Below are 14,590 nucleotides of genomic sequence, written 5' to 3'. Positions count from 1 at the left end.
CGGATATCGAGGACGCAAGAATGACAACGATCTACAAGGACGGCGAATTCGTCGAAGAAAACTGGGCCCGCGCTGATGCCGAAACTGGTGTTGCGGTGGAAGGCGATGCCCTGGTTCCACAAACCCTGTTTCTGGAAAGTGCCGATGGATATCTGGCTCGGGATGGCCGGACGGCAATTCTCGTCGAAGCGGGCGACAATGTCGAGCTGCTTCAGCCGTTCCTGAGCCGCCTGGCCTATGTTGCGGTCGACTTCCCAAGCTTTGCCGACGGTCGCGGATTTTCCGCTGCCCGCGTTCTGCGCGAGCAGATCGGTTATGAAGGTGACATCCGCGCAGCCGGAAAATACATCCTTGATCAGGTTCCGCTTGCCCGCCGTTGCGGCGTTTCCTCCTTCGAGATTTCCAAGCCGGAAGTCCTGAAGGCGTTGAAGGCAGGCGAATGGCCGGAAGTTACCAAGTACTTGCAGCCGGTCGGCACCGTGGACGAGATCCCGGTCGGAACCCGTCCCTGGGCCCGCCGCTCGCATCGCGACATTGCGGTTGCTGCCGAGTAAGAATCCAGCTGCTTTGTGATGAAGTAGCGCTACTGCTGAACAGTTGGCGAGACAAACGCAGAGCGTCCCCGCGGCTCTTGCTGGCGTTGTTCTTCAAACCGGCCACAAGTCATTGTGGCCGGTTTTTTGTCTTCAGACGAAATCAACGAACTTGTTGAATGGCATTTCGCGCAGGCGCTTCCCGGTTGCCGCGAAGATCGCATTGGCCAGTGCCGGAGCAGCCGGCGGAACCGGCGGCTCGCCGATGCCGCGGATCTTGTTGGAATTTTCCAGGCCTTTGACGATGATTTCCGGACATTGATTGAACCGCATGCCTTCGTGGTCCCAGAAGTTTTCCTGTTCTGCCATGCCGGCGGAATAGGTAATCTCGCAATTCATTGCATGACCGAGGCCCCATACAACGCCGCCTTTGACCATGTTGTCGAACATGATCGGATCAACGATACGTCCAACATCGGCGGCAACGAATACCCGGTCGATCCGTATGCCGCTGTCGGTGTTGGTGACTTCGACGACTTCGGCAACGGGCACGCCAAATGACGAGACGAACGCAACGCCCCGGCCCCGGTCTGGCCCGAGGTCGCTGCCCCAGCCGGACATTTCTCCGACGGCTTCCAGGACCTTGCGGGCAACATCGTCATTTGCCAGGCGGATACGTTCTTCCAGCGGGTCCGCTCCGGCCTCGTGAATGAGCTCGTCCAGGAAACCATCGGCAAAGAACCCATTGGTGGAGGCTCCTACGGAACGCCAGGAGCTGGTTGGCGCGAGACCCTGGGCGCGATAAGCCCGCATGCGGAAATTGGGGATCGCAAATGGCAGGTTCCAGGCACCGGCGGCAAGCTGCTTGTCGGCGCTTGCGGGCATGTCGATCGGTTGCCGGGAGAGCTGGGACTGAGCTGCCGACGGCGAAGCGATTTCAAGGTCATAGGCATCCACCTTGCCGTCCTTGATTGCCCCTTTCATTCGCGCCATTGCGATCTGGCGCGGATAATCGTGGGCGAAGTCTTCCTCACGTGAATAAGTGAGTTTGACCGGTATTCCTTTCATCGTCAGAGCGATTTCAGTCGCCCGCTTGACATTCTCGTCTTCAAGGCGATGTCCGAAGCTGCCGCCGGCATATTGGTTGTGAATGGTGACCTGCTCAGGCTCCAGTCCCGCAATCAGGGCCACGTTGGTCTGGACGAAGCGTGGCATCTGAGTAGCGACCCAGGCCTCTGCGGCATCATCGGTGACCCTGACGATTGCACTGAGCGGCTCGAGCGGCGCATGCGCCACGTAAGGGGCGCGATACTCAGCCGTCGTAGGTGCGGCGCCGAGATTGGCTTCCACATCGCCGTCATTGCGCCATTCGCTGTCCAGGCTGTCCTCTGTGAAACTGTCGCTCAGTAACTTCCAGTGGCCGTCCATTTCGGCCGGGTAGGGTGCAGGTCCCCAGTCAAATTCGATGGCGCGCGCCGCCTGAATGGCACGCCAGGTGTTGTCTGCCACCACCGCGACACCGCCGGTAACCGGAACGATGGACTTAACGCCGCGCATCTTTTCGGCTTCGCTGGCATCAAACCCGTTCAGTTTTCCGCCCTGACGCGGGTTCAGCACGAGCGTTGCATGCACCATGTCCGGGATTTCCAGGTCGATGCCATAGACTTGAGTGCCGGTGGACTTGGCGACAATATCCAGCCGTTTGATGTCCTTGCCGATCAAACGCCATTCAGATGGATCGCGCAGTGCGACGTCATTGACCGGTTCCAGATCGGCAGCATCTGCCGCAAGATCGGTATAGGAGATGCCCGTTCCGTCCGGCAAAACCACAGCGCCACTTTTCGTGGTGAGTCTAGTAACTGGAATTCCCGATTTTTTCGAGGCGGCCAGTTTCAAGGTTTCCCTGGCGACGGCACCGGCCCTGCGGAGTTTGTCAATCGAGTCGGGAACTGAGCTTGATCCTCCGGTCACCTGCATTCCCATCAGTTTGATGACGCCGCCCATCACAGCCCGCATGGTTTCGGCCGTGAAGCTTTCATCCGTCGACATGAACGGTGCGCCTTCGGCGGCAAGCGCCGTGTTGTAGTAGGCAGGGCTGGGGGCCCCGAAGTCAGTCGTGAACTGACCAAAGTCGACATCCAGTTCCTCTGCGATCAGGGCCGCCTGCATGGAGGTTGCGCCCTGCCCGACGTCGGAATGTGGCGTGATCAGGGTAATTCCGTCCCTGTCAATCTTGACCCAGGGATTGAAAACCGCTTCGCCTTCGCTCTTGTCATTCAGCAGGGGGTTCGCATGCGGCTTTTGTACCTGATAATAGCCGAAGGCGACCCCACCGGCGACGGCGGCGGCTCCGACCAGAAAGGCACGGCGGGTATATTTCATCACCTTTCCCATGACCTATGCTCCCTTCATTGCCAGGGATGCGGATTTGATCGCTTCCCGGATACGCGGGAAGGTTCCGCATCGGCAAAGGTTGCCTGACATGGCTTCGGCAATTTCTTCGTCCGTTGGGTTGGGGTTTTCCGCAAGCAGGCTGGCGGCCTGCATGATCTGGCCGGACTGGCAGTATCCGCACTGGGCCACTTGGTGGTCGATCCATGCCTTTTGCACTGCGTGAACCGCATCGGGGGTGCCAAGGCCGTGAATGGTCGTCACCTCGGCTTCACCGACATCCTCTGCAAGGGTCTGACAGGAACGAACGGCAACTCCGTCGAGATGCACGGTGCAAGCACCGCACGCCGCAACGCCGCAGCCGTATTTGACGCCCTTGATGTCGAGCTCATCTCTCAGAACCCATAGAAGCGGCATGTCCGGTTCTACATCCACTTCCCGGATTTGACCGTCCACCTTGAGTTTCATGCTTGCAGTTCCTGTTGCTGGCGTTTGGATCTCAATAGTTAGAGGCGCTCCGGCACGTGTCAGGCTTAGCCATGATATGCCATTGCGGAGCAAAAACCTCTCCGTTTGGCTCATAGGTAAAGACAGGGCCAGGCAACCACACTCGCAAAGCACGCCAAAATGCTCGCAGGACATGACGGAACAATTCGAAGGTAACTGGCTGGGATTGGCCTGAGTGCTTCAGACCTGACAAAAGCCCCACGCTGACGCCAGGAGGCAGCGTAGGGACTGAAGGACACCTGGTAATCGGTCCGGGCAGGGATGTTCAGACCAGATTGTGGTGTCCGGTCAGAAGTTCAGTCCGGCAAAGGTCAAAAGGATGTATCCGGGAAATATCAGCATCGGCGTCATTGTGAAGATCATGCCGATTGCCCGGCCGTTCCCGAAACCTGAATTCACGAGCGTTCCATAGTGCATCAGGCGGCCCAGCAGCAGCGCGCAGCCACCGGCCCACAGCAGCAGGTGCGGTGCGCCTGCGATTTCGGCCGCCGCCATGGCTAGGAGGGAAATGGGCACTGTCTCGGTGAAGTTTCCGTGCGCGCGCATGCGCTTTAGAAGAGTTTGGTCGCCTCCGTCCAGGAAGTGCGTGTCGGTTTGAACGCGCCGAAGGCCGACAACTATTGTCATCGGGATCTGAAGCAGGGCAAACAGCGCTATGAACACAAGGGTTACGGGAAGTGAGGAAACATATTCCATATCTATTTCTCCGGGAAAGGGACGGAGGCCGGTCGAAAACCGGCCTGCCGGAAAAGATCACTCGGTGGCAGGCGCTTCATAGGCAATCAGCGCGATGACACCACCAACCGGATCAATGAGCGTCGCCATGCGGCCAACACCCGGAATGCTCATCGGCTCACTAGCAATGGTCGCGCCGAGTGATTTCGCCTTTTCGATGCGGGCATCCACGTCATCGACCGTGACATATGGCAACCAGCGCGGCGTTTCTGCCGCCATCGGCGGAAAGCCTCCGATCTTTTCTTCGCCATTGGCAATCACTGTGTAGCTCATGCCCGGCATCTCCATTTCTTCCGTACCCCAACCAAGCAGGCTGGTGTAAAAATCCTTGGCCTTGGACCCGTCACCGCTGTGCAGTTCCATCCAGCTGAAGGCACCATGGGTTTGCATTGGATTGCTCATCTCTTTCATCCTCATGTCTGAAGTATCGCCTGGAGGGCCCAGGTGATCAGAGGACGTGACAGGATCGGCAAATCCGACAGGGGCAGGAAAATTTTTTGAAAAAGCCAAAAAGCGGCAGCGCTGGCAGGTTCAGGCGCTCAGGCTTTGGATTGAACTTGCTGCTTCCAAAGCCGGGCTGACTATTTCTTGTCGTTCTGGTCTCGCCGGCTGTCCAGAAGAACGAGAAACAAATTCACAACGCCGAACACCAGGATGGCGCCGAACGCCCAGGCTCCAAAAGTCTTCGGTTCGACACCAACCGGCACATTGAACATCAATACGGCCAGTCCCAGAAGTGCTGCCAGCATGATGACGGAAACGATCGAGCCTCGAAAATTCATGACAATATCCACTCAACTAGCTGTCATCGCTGCATGCAAAAGCTGCATGCGTTCGATATCGCACTAGAGCGAAACATATTTAGGCGGACATCGAAAGCGTCAAAATTCAGAAGACGAGCAAATCATGACCGCTTTCCCGAGTTGGGCAACAGGTCTGCATCGTCCAGTTTCGACAGAACTTTCTGAACGTGGCGCCGTTCGGCGTCGGTCCCGGAATGGTCGAGTGCTTTCCCAAAAGCTTGCCTTGCTTCTTCCGTTTTGCCGAGTTCAGCCAGGAAGGAACCTTTTACTGCGTGATAACTGGCATAGCGCTGTAACGGTGTCTCCAGCCGCTTGAGTTGCTCGAGCGCGTCAAGCGGACCGCTCAGCTTGGCCAGGACCACGATCCGATTGAGCGCGACGACCGGTGTCGGCCTGATAACTTCGAGGGCGCGATAGAGCCGATCGATCTCCATCCAGTCGGTTTCTTCGTACCGTGTCGATCTCGTATGCGTTGCCGCAATTGCTGCCTCGATCTGAAAGGGGCCGGGGGTGGCCCGGCGCAGTGCAGCTTCCAGAAGAATATTGCCTTCCGCGATCAGCTTCCGGTCCCAGACAGTTCTGTCCTGATCTTCCAGGGTAACCGCTTCGCCATTGGAGTTCAGCCTGGCGTGCCGCCTGGAATGCTGGATCAGGCACAATGCCAGAAGTCCGCGCAGCTCCGGTTCTTCCGGATAAAGGCGGACCAGAAGGCGGGCGAGCCGGATGGCTTCTTCGCAAAGAGTTCCCCGGATGAGTTCAGGGCCCTGCGACGCGGAATATCCCTCGTTGAAAACCAGATAGATCGCATTGGCCACCGCAGAAAAGCGTTCCGTCCTGGCCTTGGCGTCAGGTTCCTCGTAAGGAAGTTTGGCTGCCTGCAGCCTCTTCTTGGCGCGGGTAATGCGCTGTTCCATGGTTTTGGGCTGCACGAGAAAGGCTCGGGCAATTTCGTCGACCGACAGGCCGGCAACAATCTTCAACGAGAGCGCAATCTGCTGCTCGCGCCGCAGGACCGGATGACAGCACGTGAACAGAAGCCGCAGGATGTCGTCGCGATAGACGGACTGGTCAAGAGATCGGGTCAGCTCGTCTTCCGGATGGGTGCCTTCAAAGGCCTGTTCCAGATCCTCAGGTGCTGAAAGCGTTTCCCGGCTCTTCTTGCGAAAGGCATCGATACCGGCATTGCGCCCGGCAACGATCAACCAGGCAGCCGGGTCCTTGGGAAACGCGTCCTGTTGCCAGGATTTCAGTGCCTTGAGAGAGGCTTCCTGAAACGCATCCTCTGCCAGGTCGATATCGCCGAAGGCCCGATTGAGCGCTGCCAGAACCCGCGGACGGGCTGCTCTAAGATGCGTTGATAACCAGGCGCTCTGCATTGTTGAAATCTGCCCCTTCGAAATATTCAACCGGCCGGATTTCGATGCGTCCATGGTCGAGCGGCAGGATTTTTACTTTCTCTATTGCTTCTTCCAGATTGGTGCAATCAATCAGGTAAAAGCCCATGAACTGCTCTTTTGTCTCGGCGAAGGGACCGTCCATGACGACGAACTCGTCACTGTCCCTGTTGATCGTGACGGCTGTTCCCGTCGACATCAGTTTCGTTGCCGCCGCAAAATTCTTGTTTGTCTTGGTATCTTCATGAAAGGCGCCATGCTTCTTCATCATTTCCTGATGCTCCTCGGGCGAGAGCGCATCAATGAAATCCTCGCTGGCGTAAATCAAAACAGAAAACAGCATCTTCAGATCCTCCGGTTCCTTTCGCGTGTTGCCCAAGGAACGTTTTGAAAGCAGCTTAACCGACAGGCCAAGAAACAAAAAAGGCCGTCAGTTTTTGATCGGTCGTCATTTAGCCTTTCGTCGGCGTTGAAAGTTTGAGTTCACTTTCTTAACGTAGCGGCACTTTTTACAACTGTGATCATTGCGGCATTCGTGCATTACTTTGCTCAGGGTCATGCGCTCAGGAGGTTATTATGCGCTCCGTTTTTCTGGCAAGCCTGACATTTTTCTTTTCCTGCTCAATAGCTTCAGCACAAGAGTTTGACATAAACGAAGATCAGCTCCGCGATGTTTATCCGGGAGAGGCGTATTCCCCATATGCCGGTCGGAACTTCCCTGAACACCCGCTTTGGGGGGACACACATCTACACACCGGCCAATCCATGGACGCCGGTGGGTTTGGCGCTCGAATTACTCAGGAACAGGCCTGGCGCTTTGCACGCGGCGAAGAGATCATGGCCTCGTCCGGACAACCGGTTCGCCTCTACCGACCGCTGGACTGGCTGGTCATCACAGAACATTCCGATGGAATGGGGCTGATAACCGATATCCTCGATGCGTCCCCGAGCGTTACCAAATATGAGCAGGGACGGCGATGGTCTGACGGTTATCGCGCCGGCGGGCAGACGGCGGTCGAAACAACCATCGATCTGATCACCCAATTCAGCCAGGGAAATGTCAATCCGGAGCTTTTCGCCCAGTATCAACCCGGTGCCCGCCGGTTTGCGTCAATCTGGACGGACAACCTGAAGGTCGCGGACGCATTCAATGAACCGGGCCGCTTTACGGCAATGATCGGTTTTGAATGGACCTCGCTGATCAAGGGCAACAACCTCCACCGCAACGTGATTTTCCGCGATGGCGCGGAACGGGCAGGGCAGGTGGTTCCTTTCACCATGACGCCTCCCTTCGGCAGCCCTGATCCGCTCGATCTTTACAAGTGGATGCAGGCCTACGAAGACAAGACCAATGGCGCGGTGTTGGCTTTGGCCCACAATGGCAATCTTTCCAACGGCATCATGTTTCCAGTCGATGCGCAGTACACCGGCAAGCAAATCGATAAGGATTACGTCGAGCAGCGCGGCAAATGGGAGCCGCTCTATGAAATCACCCAGATCAAGGGCGATGGCGAGGCGCATCCGTTCCTGTCGCCAAACGACGAGTTTGCCGACTATTACAATTGGGACAAAGGCAATCTGGACCTCACGGTCGCCAAGACCAATGACATGCTTGCCGGTGAATATGCGCGCGAGGCGCTCAAGAACGGTATGCTGCTTGAAGAGAAATTTGGCACCAATCCGTATAAATTCGGCTTCTCAGGCGCCACTGACAGTCACACAGGACTGGCAACATTCGAGGAAGAAAACTTCTTCGGAAAACATTCAGGCTATGAGCCGTCCGCTGAACGCCTGACGCATCCATTTGTCAAAACGGACAAGGGTGAACTGTTTGCCTGGCAGATGGTGTCGGCCGGCATCACCGGTGTCTGGGCGCGAGAGAACACGCGTGAATCCATCTTCGACGCCATGCAGCGCAAGGAAGTCTATGCAACCACCGGGCCACGCATGATGGTGCGGTTTTTCGGCGGATGGGAATTTGCCGAAGAGGATATGGATACACGCAATCCGGCACTGTTGGGTTATCGCAAAGGTGTGCCAATGGGAGGTGACCTGATGCCGAAAACCGAGGGAGCGACAGCTCCTTCATTCATGGTCTATGCCTTGAGAGATTCGGTTGGTGCCAATCTTGACCGGATCCAGATCGTCAAGGGTTGGGTGGATGCCGACGGCAACACGCAGGAAAAGGTCTATGACGTTGCCTGGTCCGATGACCGCAAGGTGGATGACAACGGCAAGGTGCCCCTCGTCGGCAACACAGTGGATGTTGCCAACGCAAGTTGGACCAACTCGATTGGCGCCTCGGAGCTGGCAACGATCTGGAGCGATCCGGATTTTGACGAAAACCAAAGGGCGTTCTACTACGCCCGCGTTCTGGAGATCCCGACACCGCCCTGGTATCTCTATGATGCATTCCGGTATGGCGTTGAAATTCCGGAAGGTGCCCCGACCAGCCAGCAGGAACGCGCCTATACTTCGCCGATCTGGTACACGCCGGATACTTGACCGATAGTGGCGAGAAGGTGAAGACTTTCTCCACCCGCCATTGAAGAACCCGGGATCTGTCCTTGTTGACGCTTTACCGCTTGATGCGCCAACCTTTGTTGCACTTCCTGGTGCTTGGGGCCTGCATCTTTGCACTCTACGATCTTGTGTCGCCTTACGCGTCAGGCGGTGGGGGAAAGCCGGACAGCGAGATCCTGGTATCTCGACTTCAATTCGACCGGATGAAAACGGAGTTCGAGGCGATCTGGCAACGGCCCCCAACGTCTGACGAGCAACAGGCACTCATCGAGAATTTTATTCGTGAAGAGGTGCTCGTTCGCGAGGCGATAAGGCTTGGCCTCGATCAGGATGACGCGGTATTGCGTCGGCGCCTTGTCCAGAAGATGGAATTTCTGGCGGCATCAGCGGCAAGATCCAAGACACCCGCAGAAGCGGAGCTCGAAGCGTTTTTCCTGGATAACCAGAAGAAATACGTTCAGCCAGGTCGTGTTGCCTTCGAACAGATTTATCTCGGCCGGACCACGGATGAAGCGCAGGTCGAAGAAATTCAAGCTGCACTCAGGGCAGGAAGCCCGGCAGAGGAGCTGGGCAATCGAACGCTGTTGCCGTTTTCCCTTGGCCGGTCCGCTCCGGCGAAAGTGGATGGAATTTTCGGAGAGGGTGTCTTCGACAGCCTGATCGCCCTGGAGGGGAAAGACTGGCAGGGTCCGTTCAAGTCCGGATACGGATATCACCTTGTCCGGATACTCGACCGGCAAGCTCCCCGGCATCTGACATTTGAAGAGGCGCGCAAATTTGTCTCGGAAGACTGGTCACTGGACCAGTACAACCAGCTGAAAGACCGCCAACTGGAAGAACTTGGAAGCCGTTACACGATCGTCCGTGAGAAGGGGGTGGAATGATCCGGCTGCTGTCGCTCCTGTTGGTTTTACTGACCTTTGGCGGACTGACCGTTTCCAACCAGGTGCAAGCGCACGCTCTCCAACCGGGTTACGCATCGATTGAGCAGATTGATGCCACCAGCTGGCAGATATTCTGGCGCAAACCGGATGTGGCCGGACAGCCGATGGCGATCGACCTGCAGCTTCCACCAACTTGCACACCGTCTTCAGGACCGCCGGTGGTGCGCGGGGAGGGAGCGTGGGAAACCTTCTGGACGGCCTCGTGCGACGGAGGACTTCTCGGAAAGCCTTTGAGCATCATCGGACTGGAGTGGACGCAAACGGATGTTCTTGTCCGGTTTTCGCCCCTTGATCAGGCATCTCATTTCTTGAGGCTGACAGCAGATCTGCCCGAAATGGTGTTGCCGCTAGAGCCGGCAGGCTGGCAGGTCTTTGAGACCTACACCTGGCTCGGCTTTGAGCACATTCTGGAAGGTTGGGATCACCTTCTTTTCCTGTTTGCCTTGCTAGTCCTGATCCGTGATTTCTGGCGTCTGGTCGGCGCCGTGACCGCTTTTACGGTCGCGCACAGTCTGACATTGGCGGCATCTACACTTGGATGGCTGACGCTGCCCGCCGCACCGGTCGAGGCGGTCATTGCGCTGTCGATTGTCTTTCTGGCAAGCGAGATTGTGGCAAGCAAACAGGGCTCGAAGCGCCTTTCCCAATCCGCACCCTGGCTGGTGACCTTCGCCTTCGGGCTCTTGCATGGCCTTGGATTTGCCGGTGCTCTGAAAGAGATCGGATTGCCGCAAGCCGACATTCCGCTCGCGCTTCTGGCCTTCAACATCGGCGTGGAAGCTGGGCAGCTTGCGTTCATCATTGCCGCTGCATTGGTCTTTCTGCTTCTGTCAGCCTTGCTGGCGGACCGCAGATCGTTACTGAACATGCGGCCTGTCAGTCTGGTGCTTGCCTATTTCATCGGAGGCTGGTCGAGTTACTGGCTCCTCGAACGGATCGCATCATTCTCCTGAGAGAGGAGGTGTTTTTCCGATCCCATCGCGTTGAAATCCTTGGTTTCAACGCGACAAGTGACCCAGTCCTTTCATGAAAGGCCTTAGCCCAGCCAGCCGTCCTTTTTCAGGACCTGGAACGTTTCATTCAGCGTCTTTTCCGCGGTCTCGACCAGGATATCGGCTTCCTCGTGGCTGAGGACCAGCGGCGGAGAAATGATCATGCTGTCGCGTACGGCCCGCATCACCATGCCGTTTTCGAAGGATGTGTCACGACAGATCGTGCCGACGGTCCCGACATCACGGAACGGCTTGTGCGGGTCTGCTTTATCGGGAACCAGTTCCAGTGCTCCGACAAGCCCGGTCATGCGAGCTTCGCCGACAAGCGGATGATCCCCCAGTTTCAGCCAACGTTCCTTCAGATAAGGGCCAATGTCGTTTTTGACGCGATCGACCAGGCTTTCGCGTTCAATGATCTCAAGGTTGGCAAGCGCCGCGGCTGCACAGACCGGGTGTCCGGAATAGGTGTAACCGTGGTTGAAGTCGTCCCCGGAATTCATCAGACCTTCAGCGACCCGGTCGGAAACAAGAACGCCGCCCATCGGCAGGTAGCCCGAGGTCAGACCCTTGGCGATCGGCATCAGGTCCGGCTTCATGCCGTAGTAAGTTGATCCAAACCATTCGCCGAGCCGGCCGAACCCACAAATCACTTCGTCGGAAACAAACAGGATATCCCGTTCTTCCAGAATGCGGCGAACTTCCGGCCAGTACGTGTCAGGCGGGATGATCACTCCGCCGGCCCCCTGGATAGGTTCGGCGATAAAGGCGGCAACCTTGTCTTCGCCGATCTCGTCGATCGCCTGTTCGAGCTTCCGGGCAGCAACAATACCGAATTCCTCCGGGCTCATGTCGTGGCCTTCACCGAACCAGTAGGGCTGGTCGATGTGATGAACCCCCTGAACCGGCAGGTCGCCCTGGGCATGCATCGCCTTCATGCCGCCGAGGCTGGTTCCTGCAAGTGTCGAGCCGTGATAGCCGTTCCAGCGACCGATAATCACCTTCTTGTCCGGCTTGCCCATCTTGTCCCAGTAGGTGCGCACCATGCGGAAGACGGTATCGTTGGCTTCTGAGCCGGAGGAACAATAGAAGACGGTGTTGATGTGGTCTGGCGCGAGCTTCGCCAGTTTTTCGGATAGCGCGACCGCAGGCGGATGGGTCGTCTTGAAAAACGTGTTGTAGTAGGCCAGCTCATTCATCTGCTTGTAGACGGCGTCGGAAATTTCCCTGCGGCCATGGCCTACCTGGACACACCAGAGGCCAGCCATTCCGTCGAGGATACGCTTGCCTTCGGAATCCTTCAGCCAGACACCGTCGGCGCTCGTGATCACCCGGCTGCCTTCCTCATTCAGCGATTTCATGTCTGAAAACGGATGCCAGTGGTGCGCGGCATCAAGTTCCTGCAGGGCTTTGGTTGGATAAATATTGGAATGGGCCGTCATGGCATGCGCTCCAGGAGATAAATTGGATCAGACATTGAGCAGGAGATATTCCCGCTCCCAGGGGCTGATCACCGACATGAAGGTCTCGAATTCTTCGTACTTGATGGCACGGTAAGTGGCGACGAATTTCTCGCCGAAGACTTCAACCATCTCGTCGGAATTCTCGAATTTCGCGACAGCCTCGGGGAGGCCGCGAGGCAGGGATTTGGCAAGCTCGGTGCAGTCATCCGCTTTGGGTGCGTCCGGCTTCAAGCCGTTGACAATGCCCAGGTAACCGCAGGCCAGACTTGCGGCGATGGAAAGATAGGGGTTTGCGTCCGAGCCCGGTATCCGGTTTTCCAGACGGCGGGCTTCCGGGCTGGAATAGGGAACACGAAGCCCGACGGTGCGGTTGTCATAACCCCAGTAGACATTGACCGGTGAGGTCGAGGTCTTGGAAAAGCGTCTGTAGGAATTCACGAACGGCGCCATGATGCAGGTGACCTTGGGCAGGTACTGCTGATGTCCTGCAATGAAGGACAGGAACGCAGGCGTCTCCTCTCCGTTTTCGCCTGAGAAGATGTTCTTCCCTGTTTTCTTGTCGATCACCGACTGATGGATATGCATGGCGGAGCCCGGCTGGTTCGACATCGGCTTCGACATGAATGTCGCGTACATGCCATGCCGCAGCGCCGCTTCGCGGATGGTGCGCTTGAACAGGAACACCTGGTCGGCGAGCTCCAGGGGGTGACCGTGACGCAGATTGATCTCCATTTGCGCGGCGCCTTCCTCATGGATCAGGGTGTCGATTTCCAGCCCCTGATTTTCGGACAGCTCGTAAATGTCGTCGATCAGGTCATCGAATTCGTTGAGGGCTGAGATCGAATAGGACTGACGGCCCACTTCAGGGCGACCCGACCGTCCGGTCGGCGGCTCCAAGGGATAGTCCGGATCGGTGTTCGGCTTGACCAGGTAAAACTCGATTTCAGGGGCAACAACGGGTTCCCATCCCTTGTCGTCATAAAGTTTCAGGATACGTCTCAGGACGTTGCGCGGAGCGGTTTCCACCGGCGCGCCCTGCCTTGTATAGGCATCGTGAATGAGTTGCGCCGTCGGGTCGCTCTCCCAGGGAACGCTGGTGAGGGTGCTGTAGTCGGCTCGGAAATAGAGATCGCCGTCCGTGGGATTGTGCTGAAAGCGTTCGTCGTCTTCCGGATAGTCGCCGGATATCGTCTGGGCGAAGATCGACGCAGGCATGGTCATGACGGGACCGGAAAAGAACTTCTCGGTCGGCATCATCTTGCCCCGGGCAACCCCGGCAAGGTCCGGAACAATGCACTCGATGTCCTGAATGTTGCGCGCGCCCAGCCATTCTCTCGCGGCATCGCCATCGGGAACACCACGCAGGCTGTCTAACGGGTTTTGTTTGTCGCCGGCTGACGTTGCAGAAGTCACGAGAAGCTCCAAGGGTTTGGCACCGATGAGATGCCGGGTTCCGTAGTCGGCCGTTCATCGCTGAACGGCAACCGTGCCTGGTTCGGATTGTAATCGGGCAAGCAACGGATCAAAATACTAAATTTGTGATCACAAAATGACACGAGAAGGTAAAAGGATCAACCGGATCATGCCTTAAGCAGGATTTCCTTCCCCAGCAGCCCCATCCCGTCGGTTATATCCGCTGTAATTGCCGCACGAAGAGCCGGGCCGTCCTGCTGCTCGATAGCGCGTATGGCCTCCTTGTGCTGGTCAACCAGGTTGGCTGTGCCGACCCTACCGTAAACAGTACGCATGAACGGCGCGAATTGGAGCCACAGACTGTCGATCAAAGGCAGGAGTACCTTGGATCCGGATGCCCGGTAGATATAGAAGTGAAAGGCGTGATTGAGGCGCATATAGGCCTCCGCATCCCCGTTGCCGAGACGCTGATCGATGTCGTCATCAATCGCCGTCAGAGCTTTGACGTCGCTCGAATTCAGGCTGGAAAGCGCCAATTCGGCCAATTCCGGCTCAAGCAGAAGCCTTGCTTTGAGGACTTCGTCAAACCGTCCCCGCGTCATGTCGGGGATTTGAATGCGGCCGTTCGGTTTGACCTCCAGGGCGTTCTCCGCGGCAAGCCGTTGCAGGACCTCCCGCACCGGCATCGGGCTGACGCCCAGTTCAGCGGCAAGTCCCCGTATTGTCACGGCCTTTCCCGGAATGAAGCGCCCGGTCAGAAGGCCGGATCGAACGGCCGTATCCACTTGTCCGCGGGTCGCGCCACGTGATGAGGAGGGGGTGGACGTAGAGGCCTTGGAGGGGCCGGATTTCAGTGCGGAACGCCGTACGGCCAACAGTGGTTTCCTCGCGGTGT

At 57.2% G+C, this 14,590-nt stretch carries 14 protein-coding genes; 4 read left to right on the top strand and 10 right to left on the bottom strand.

Annotated features, from left to right (window positions below; genetic code table 11):
* Positions 1-20 precede the first annotated feature (20 nt).
* Positions 21-554 carry a DUF934 domain-containing protein gene (locus ABLO27_RS09890; protein ID WP_353032471.1) on the top strand — a complete coding sequence of 178 codons (534 nt, stop codon included), beginning with the start codon at positions 21-23 and terminating at the stop codon, positions 552-554.
* Between the two features lie 132 nt (positions 555-686).
* On the opposite strand, the gene ABLO27_RS09885 is transcribed toward ABLO27_RS09890, so the two are convergent.
* The 7 genes from ABLO27_RS09885 to ABLO27_RS09855 all read right to left on the bottom strand — a co-directional run bounded on the left by ABLO27_RS09885 (position 687) and on the right by ABLO27_RS09855 (position 6,706).
* Entirely contained in the window at positions 687-2,915 is a 2,229-nt protein-coding gene (locus tag ABLO27_RS09885; RefSeq protein ID WP_353032470.1) for a xanthine dehydrogenase family protein molybdopterin-binding subunit, read from the bottom strand.
* A gap of 15 nt (positions 2,916-2,930) precedes the next feature.
* Positions 2,931-3,392 carry a (2Fe-2S)-binding protein gene (locus ABLO27_RS09880; RefSeq protein ID WP_353032468.1) on the bottom strand — a complete coding sequence of 154 codons (462 nt, stop codon included), beginning with the start codon at positions 3,390-3,392 and terminating at the stop codon, positions 2,931-2,933.
* Positions 3,393-3,719: 327 nt separating this feature from the next.
* Positions 3,720-4,127: an MAPEG family protein gene (locus ABLO27_RS09875; protein WP_353032467.1), complete on the bottom strand. Its 408-nt coding sequence runs from the start codon at positions 4,125-4,127 to the stop codon at positions 3,720-3,722.
* A 57-nt stretch (positions 4,128-4,184) separates the two neighbouring features.
* Positions 4,185-4,568, bottom strand: coding sequence for a VOC family protein (locus ABLO27_RS09870; RefSeq protein ID WP_353032466.1), 384 nt, complete (start codon positions 4,566-4,568; stop codon positions 4,185-4,187).
* A gap of 179 nt (positions 4,569-4,747) precedes the next feature.
* A complete protein-coding gene (locus ABLO27_RS09865) occupies positions 4,748-4,948 on the bottom strand; it encodes a hypothetical protein (RefSeq protein ID WP_353032464.1) in 201 nt (66 codons plus the stop codon).
* 122 nt (positions 4,949-5,070) lie between these two features.
* Entirely contained in the window at positions 5,071-6,345 is a 1,275-nt protein-coding gene (locus ABLO27_RS09860) for an RNA polymerase sigma factor (RefSeq protein ID WP_353032462.1), read from the bottom strand.
* Entirely contained in the window at positions 6,314-6,706 is a 393-nt protein-coding gene (locus ABLO27_RS09855) for a YciI family protein (protein ID WP_353032460.1), read from the bottom strand. The genes ABLO27_RS09860 and ABLO27_RS09855 overlap by 32 nt, the downstream gene beginning before the upstream one ends.
* Before the next feature lie 233 nt (positions 6,707-6,939).
* Between ABLO27_RS09855 and ABLO27_RS09850 the strand changes: the two genes are divergently transcribed.
* The 3 genes from ABLO27_RS09850 to ABLO27_RS09840 all read left to right on the top strand — a co-directional run bounded on the left by ABLO27_RS09850 (position 6,940) and on the right by ABLO27_RS09840 (position 10,783).
* Positions 6,940-8,868, top strand: a complete 1,929-nt coding sequence (locus tag ABLO27_RS09850; RefSeq protein ID WP_353032458.1) for a DUF3604 domain-containing protein — start codon at positions 6,940-6,942, stop codon at positions 8,866-8,868.
* A 62-nt stretch (positions 8,869-8,930) separates the two neighbouring features.
* Positions 8,931-9,770, top strand: a complete 840-nt coding sequence (locus ABLO27_RS09845) for a peptidylprolyl isomerase (protein ID WP_353032456.1) — start codon at positions 8,931-8,933, stop codon at positions 9,768-9,770.
* Positions 9,767-10,783: a HupE/UreJ family protein gene (locus ABLO27_RS09840; protein ID WP_353032454.1), complete on the top strand. Its 1,017-nt coding sequence runs from the start codon at positions 9,767-9,769 to the stop codon at positions 10,781-10,783. Before ABLO27_RS09845 ends, ABLO27_RS09840 begins: the two co-directional genes overlap by 4 nt.
* 83 nt (positions 10,784-10,866) lie before the next feature.
* On the opposite strand, the gene ABLO27_RS09835 is transcribed toward ABLO27_RS09840, so the two are convergent.
* The 3 genes from ABLO27_RS09835 to ABLO27_RS09825 all read right to left on the bottom strand — a co-directional run bounded on the left by ABLO27_RS09835 (position 10,867) and on the right by ABLO27_RS09825 (position 14,570).
* Entirely contained in the window at positions 10,867-12,261 is a 1,395-nt protein-coding gene (locus ABLO27_RS09835) for an aspartate aminotransferase family protein (protein WP_353032452.1), read from the bottom strand.
* A 27-nt stretch (positions 12,262-12,288) separates the two neighbouring features.
* Positions 12,289-13,695 (bottom strand): glutamine synthetase family protein, encoded by a 1,407-nt coding sequence (locus ABLO27_RS09830; protein WP_353032450.1) that lies wholly within the window; start codon positions 13,693-13,695, stop codon positions 12,289-12,291.
* A 167-nt stretch (positions 13,696-13,862) separates the two neighbouring features.
* Positions 13,863-14,570, bottom strand: a complete 708-nt coding sequence (locus ABLO27_RS09825; RefSeq protein WP_353032449.1) for a GntR family transcriptional regulator — start codon at positions 14,568-14,570, stop codon at positions 13,863-13,865.
* Positions 14,571-14,590 lie beyond the last annotated feature (20 nt).

Source organism: Roseibium sp. SCP15, assembly GCF_040329435.1.
In the GTDB taxonomy this organism is placed as follows: Bacteria; Pseudomonadota; Alphaproteobacteria; order Rhizobiales; family Stappiaceae; genus Roseibium.
Note: the sequence above shows the minus strand (reverse complement) of the source record. Positions and strands in the feature narration are given on the sequence as shown.

What these genes read in the sequence shown, in the direction of transcription:
- ABLO27_RS09890 (WP_353032471.1), top strand. Translation starts at nt 21, where the DNA reads ATGACAACGATCTACAAGGACGGCGAATTCGTCGAAGAAAACTGGGCC.
- ABLO27_RS09885 (WP_353032470.1), bottom strand. Translation starts at nt 2,915, where the DNA reads ATGAAATATACCCGCCGTGCCTTTCTGGTCGGAGCCGCCGCCGTCGCC.
- ABLO27_RS09880 (WP_353032468.1), bottom strand. Translation starts at nt 3,392, where the DNA reads ATGAAACTCAAGGTGGACGGTCAAATCCGGGAAGTGGATGTAGAACCG.
- ABLO27_RS09875 (WP_353032467.1), bottom strand. Translation starts at nt 4,127, where the DNA reads ATGGAATATGTTTCCTCACTTCCCGTAACCCTTGTGTTCATAGCGCTG.
- ABLO27_RS09870 (WP_353032466.1), bottom strand. Translation starts at nt 4,568, where the DNA reads ATGAGCAATCCAATGCAAACCCATGGTGCCTTCAGCTGGATGGAACTG.
- ABLO27_RS09865 (WP_353032464.1), bottom strand. Translation starts at nt 4,948, where the DNA reads ATGAATTTTCGAGGCTCGATCGTTTCCGTCATCATGCTGGCAGCACTT.
- ABLO27_RS09860 (WP_353032462.1), bottom strand. Translation starts at nt 6,345, where the DNA reads ATGCAGAGCGCCTGGTTATCAACGCATCTTAGAGCAGCCCGTCCGCGG.
- ABLO27_RS09855 (WP_353032460.1), bottom strand. Translation starts at nt 6,706, where the DNA reads ATGCTGTTTTCTGTTTTGATTTACGCCAGCGAGGATTTCATTGATGCG.
- ABLO27_RS09850 (WP_353032458.1), top strand. Translation starts at nt 6,940, where the DNA reads ATGCGCTCCGTTTTTCTGGCAAGCCTGACATTTTTCTTTTCCTGCTCA.
- ABLO27_RS09840 (WP_353032454.1), top strand. Translation starts at nt 9,767, where the DNA reads ATGATCCGGCTGCTGTCGCTCCTGTTGGTTTTACTGACCTTTGGCGGA.
- ABLO27_RS09835 (WP_353032452.1), bottom strand. Translation starts at nt 12,261, where the DNA reads ATGACGGCCCATTCCAATATTTATCCAACCAAAGCCCTGCAGGAACTT.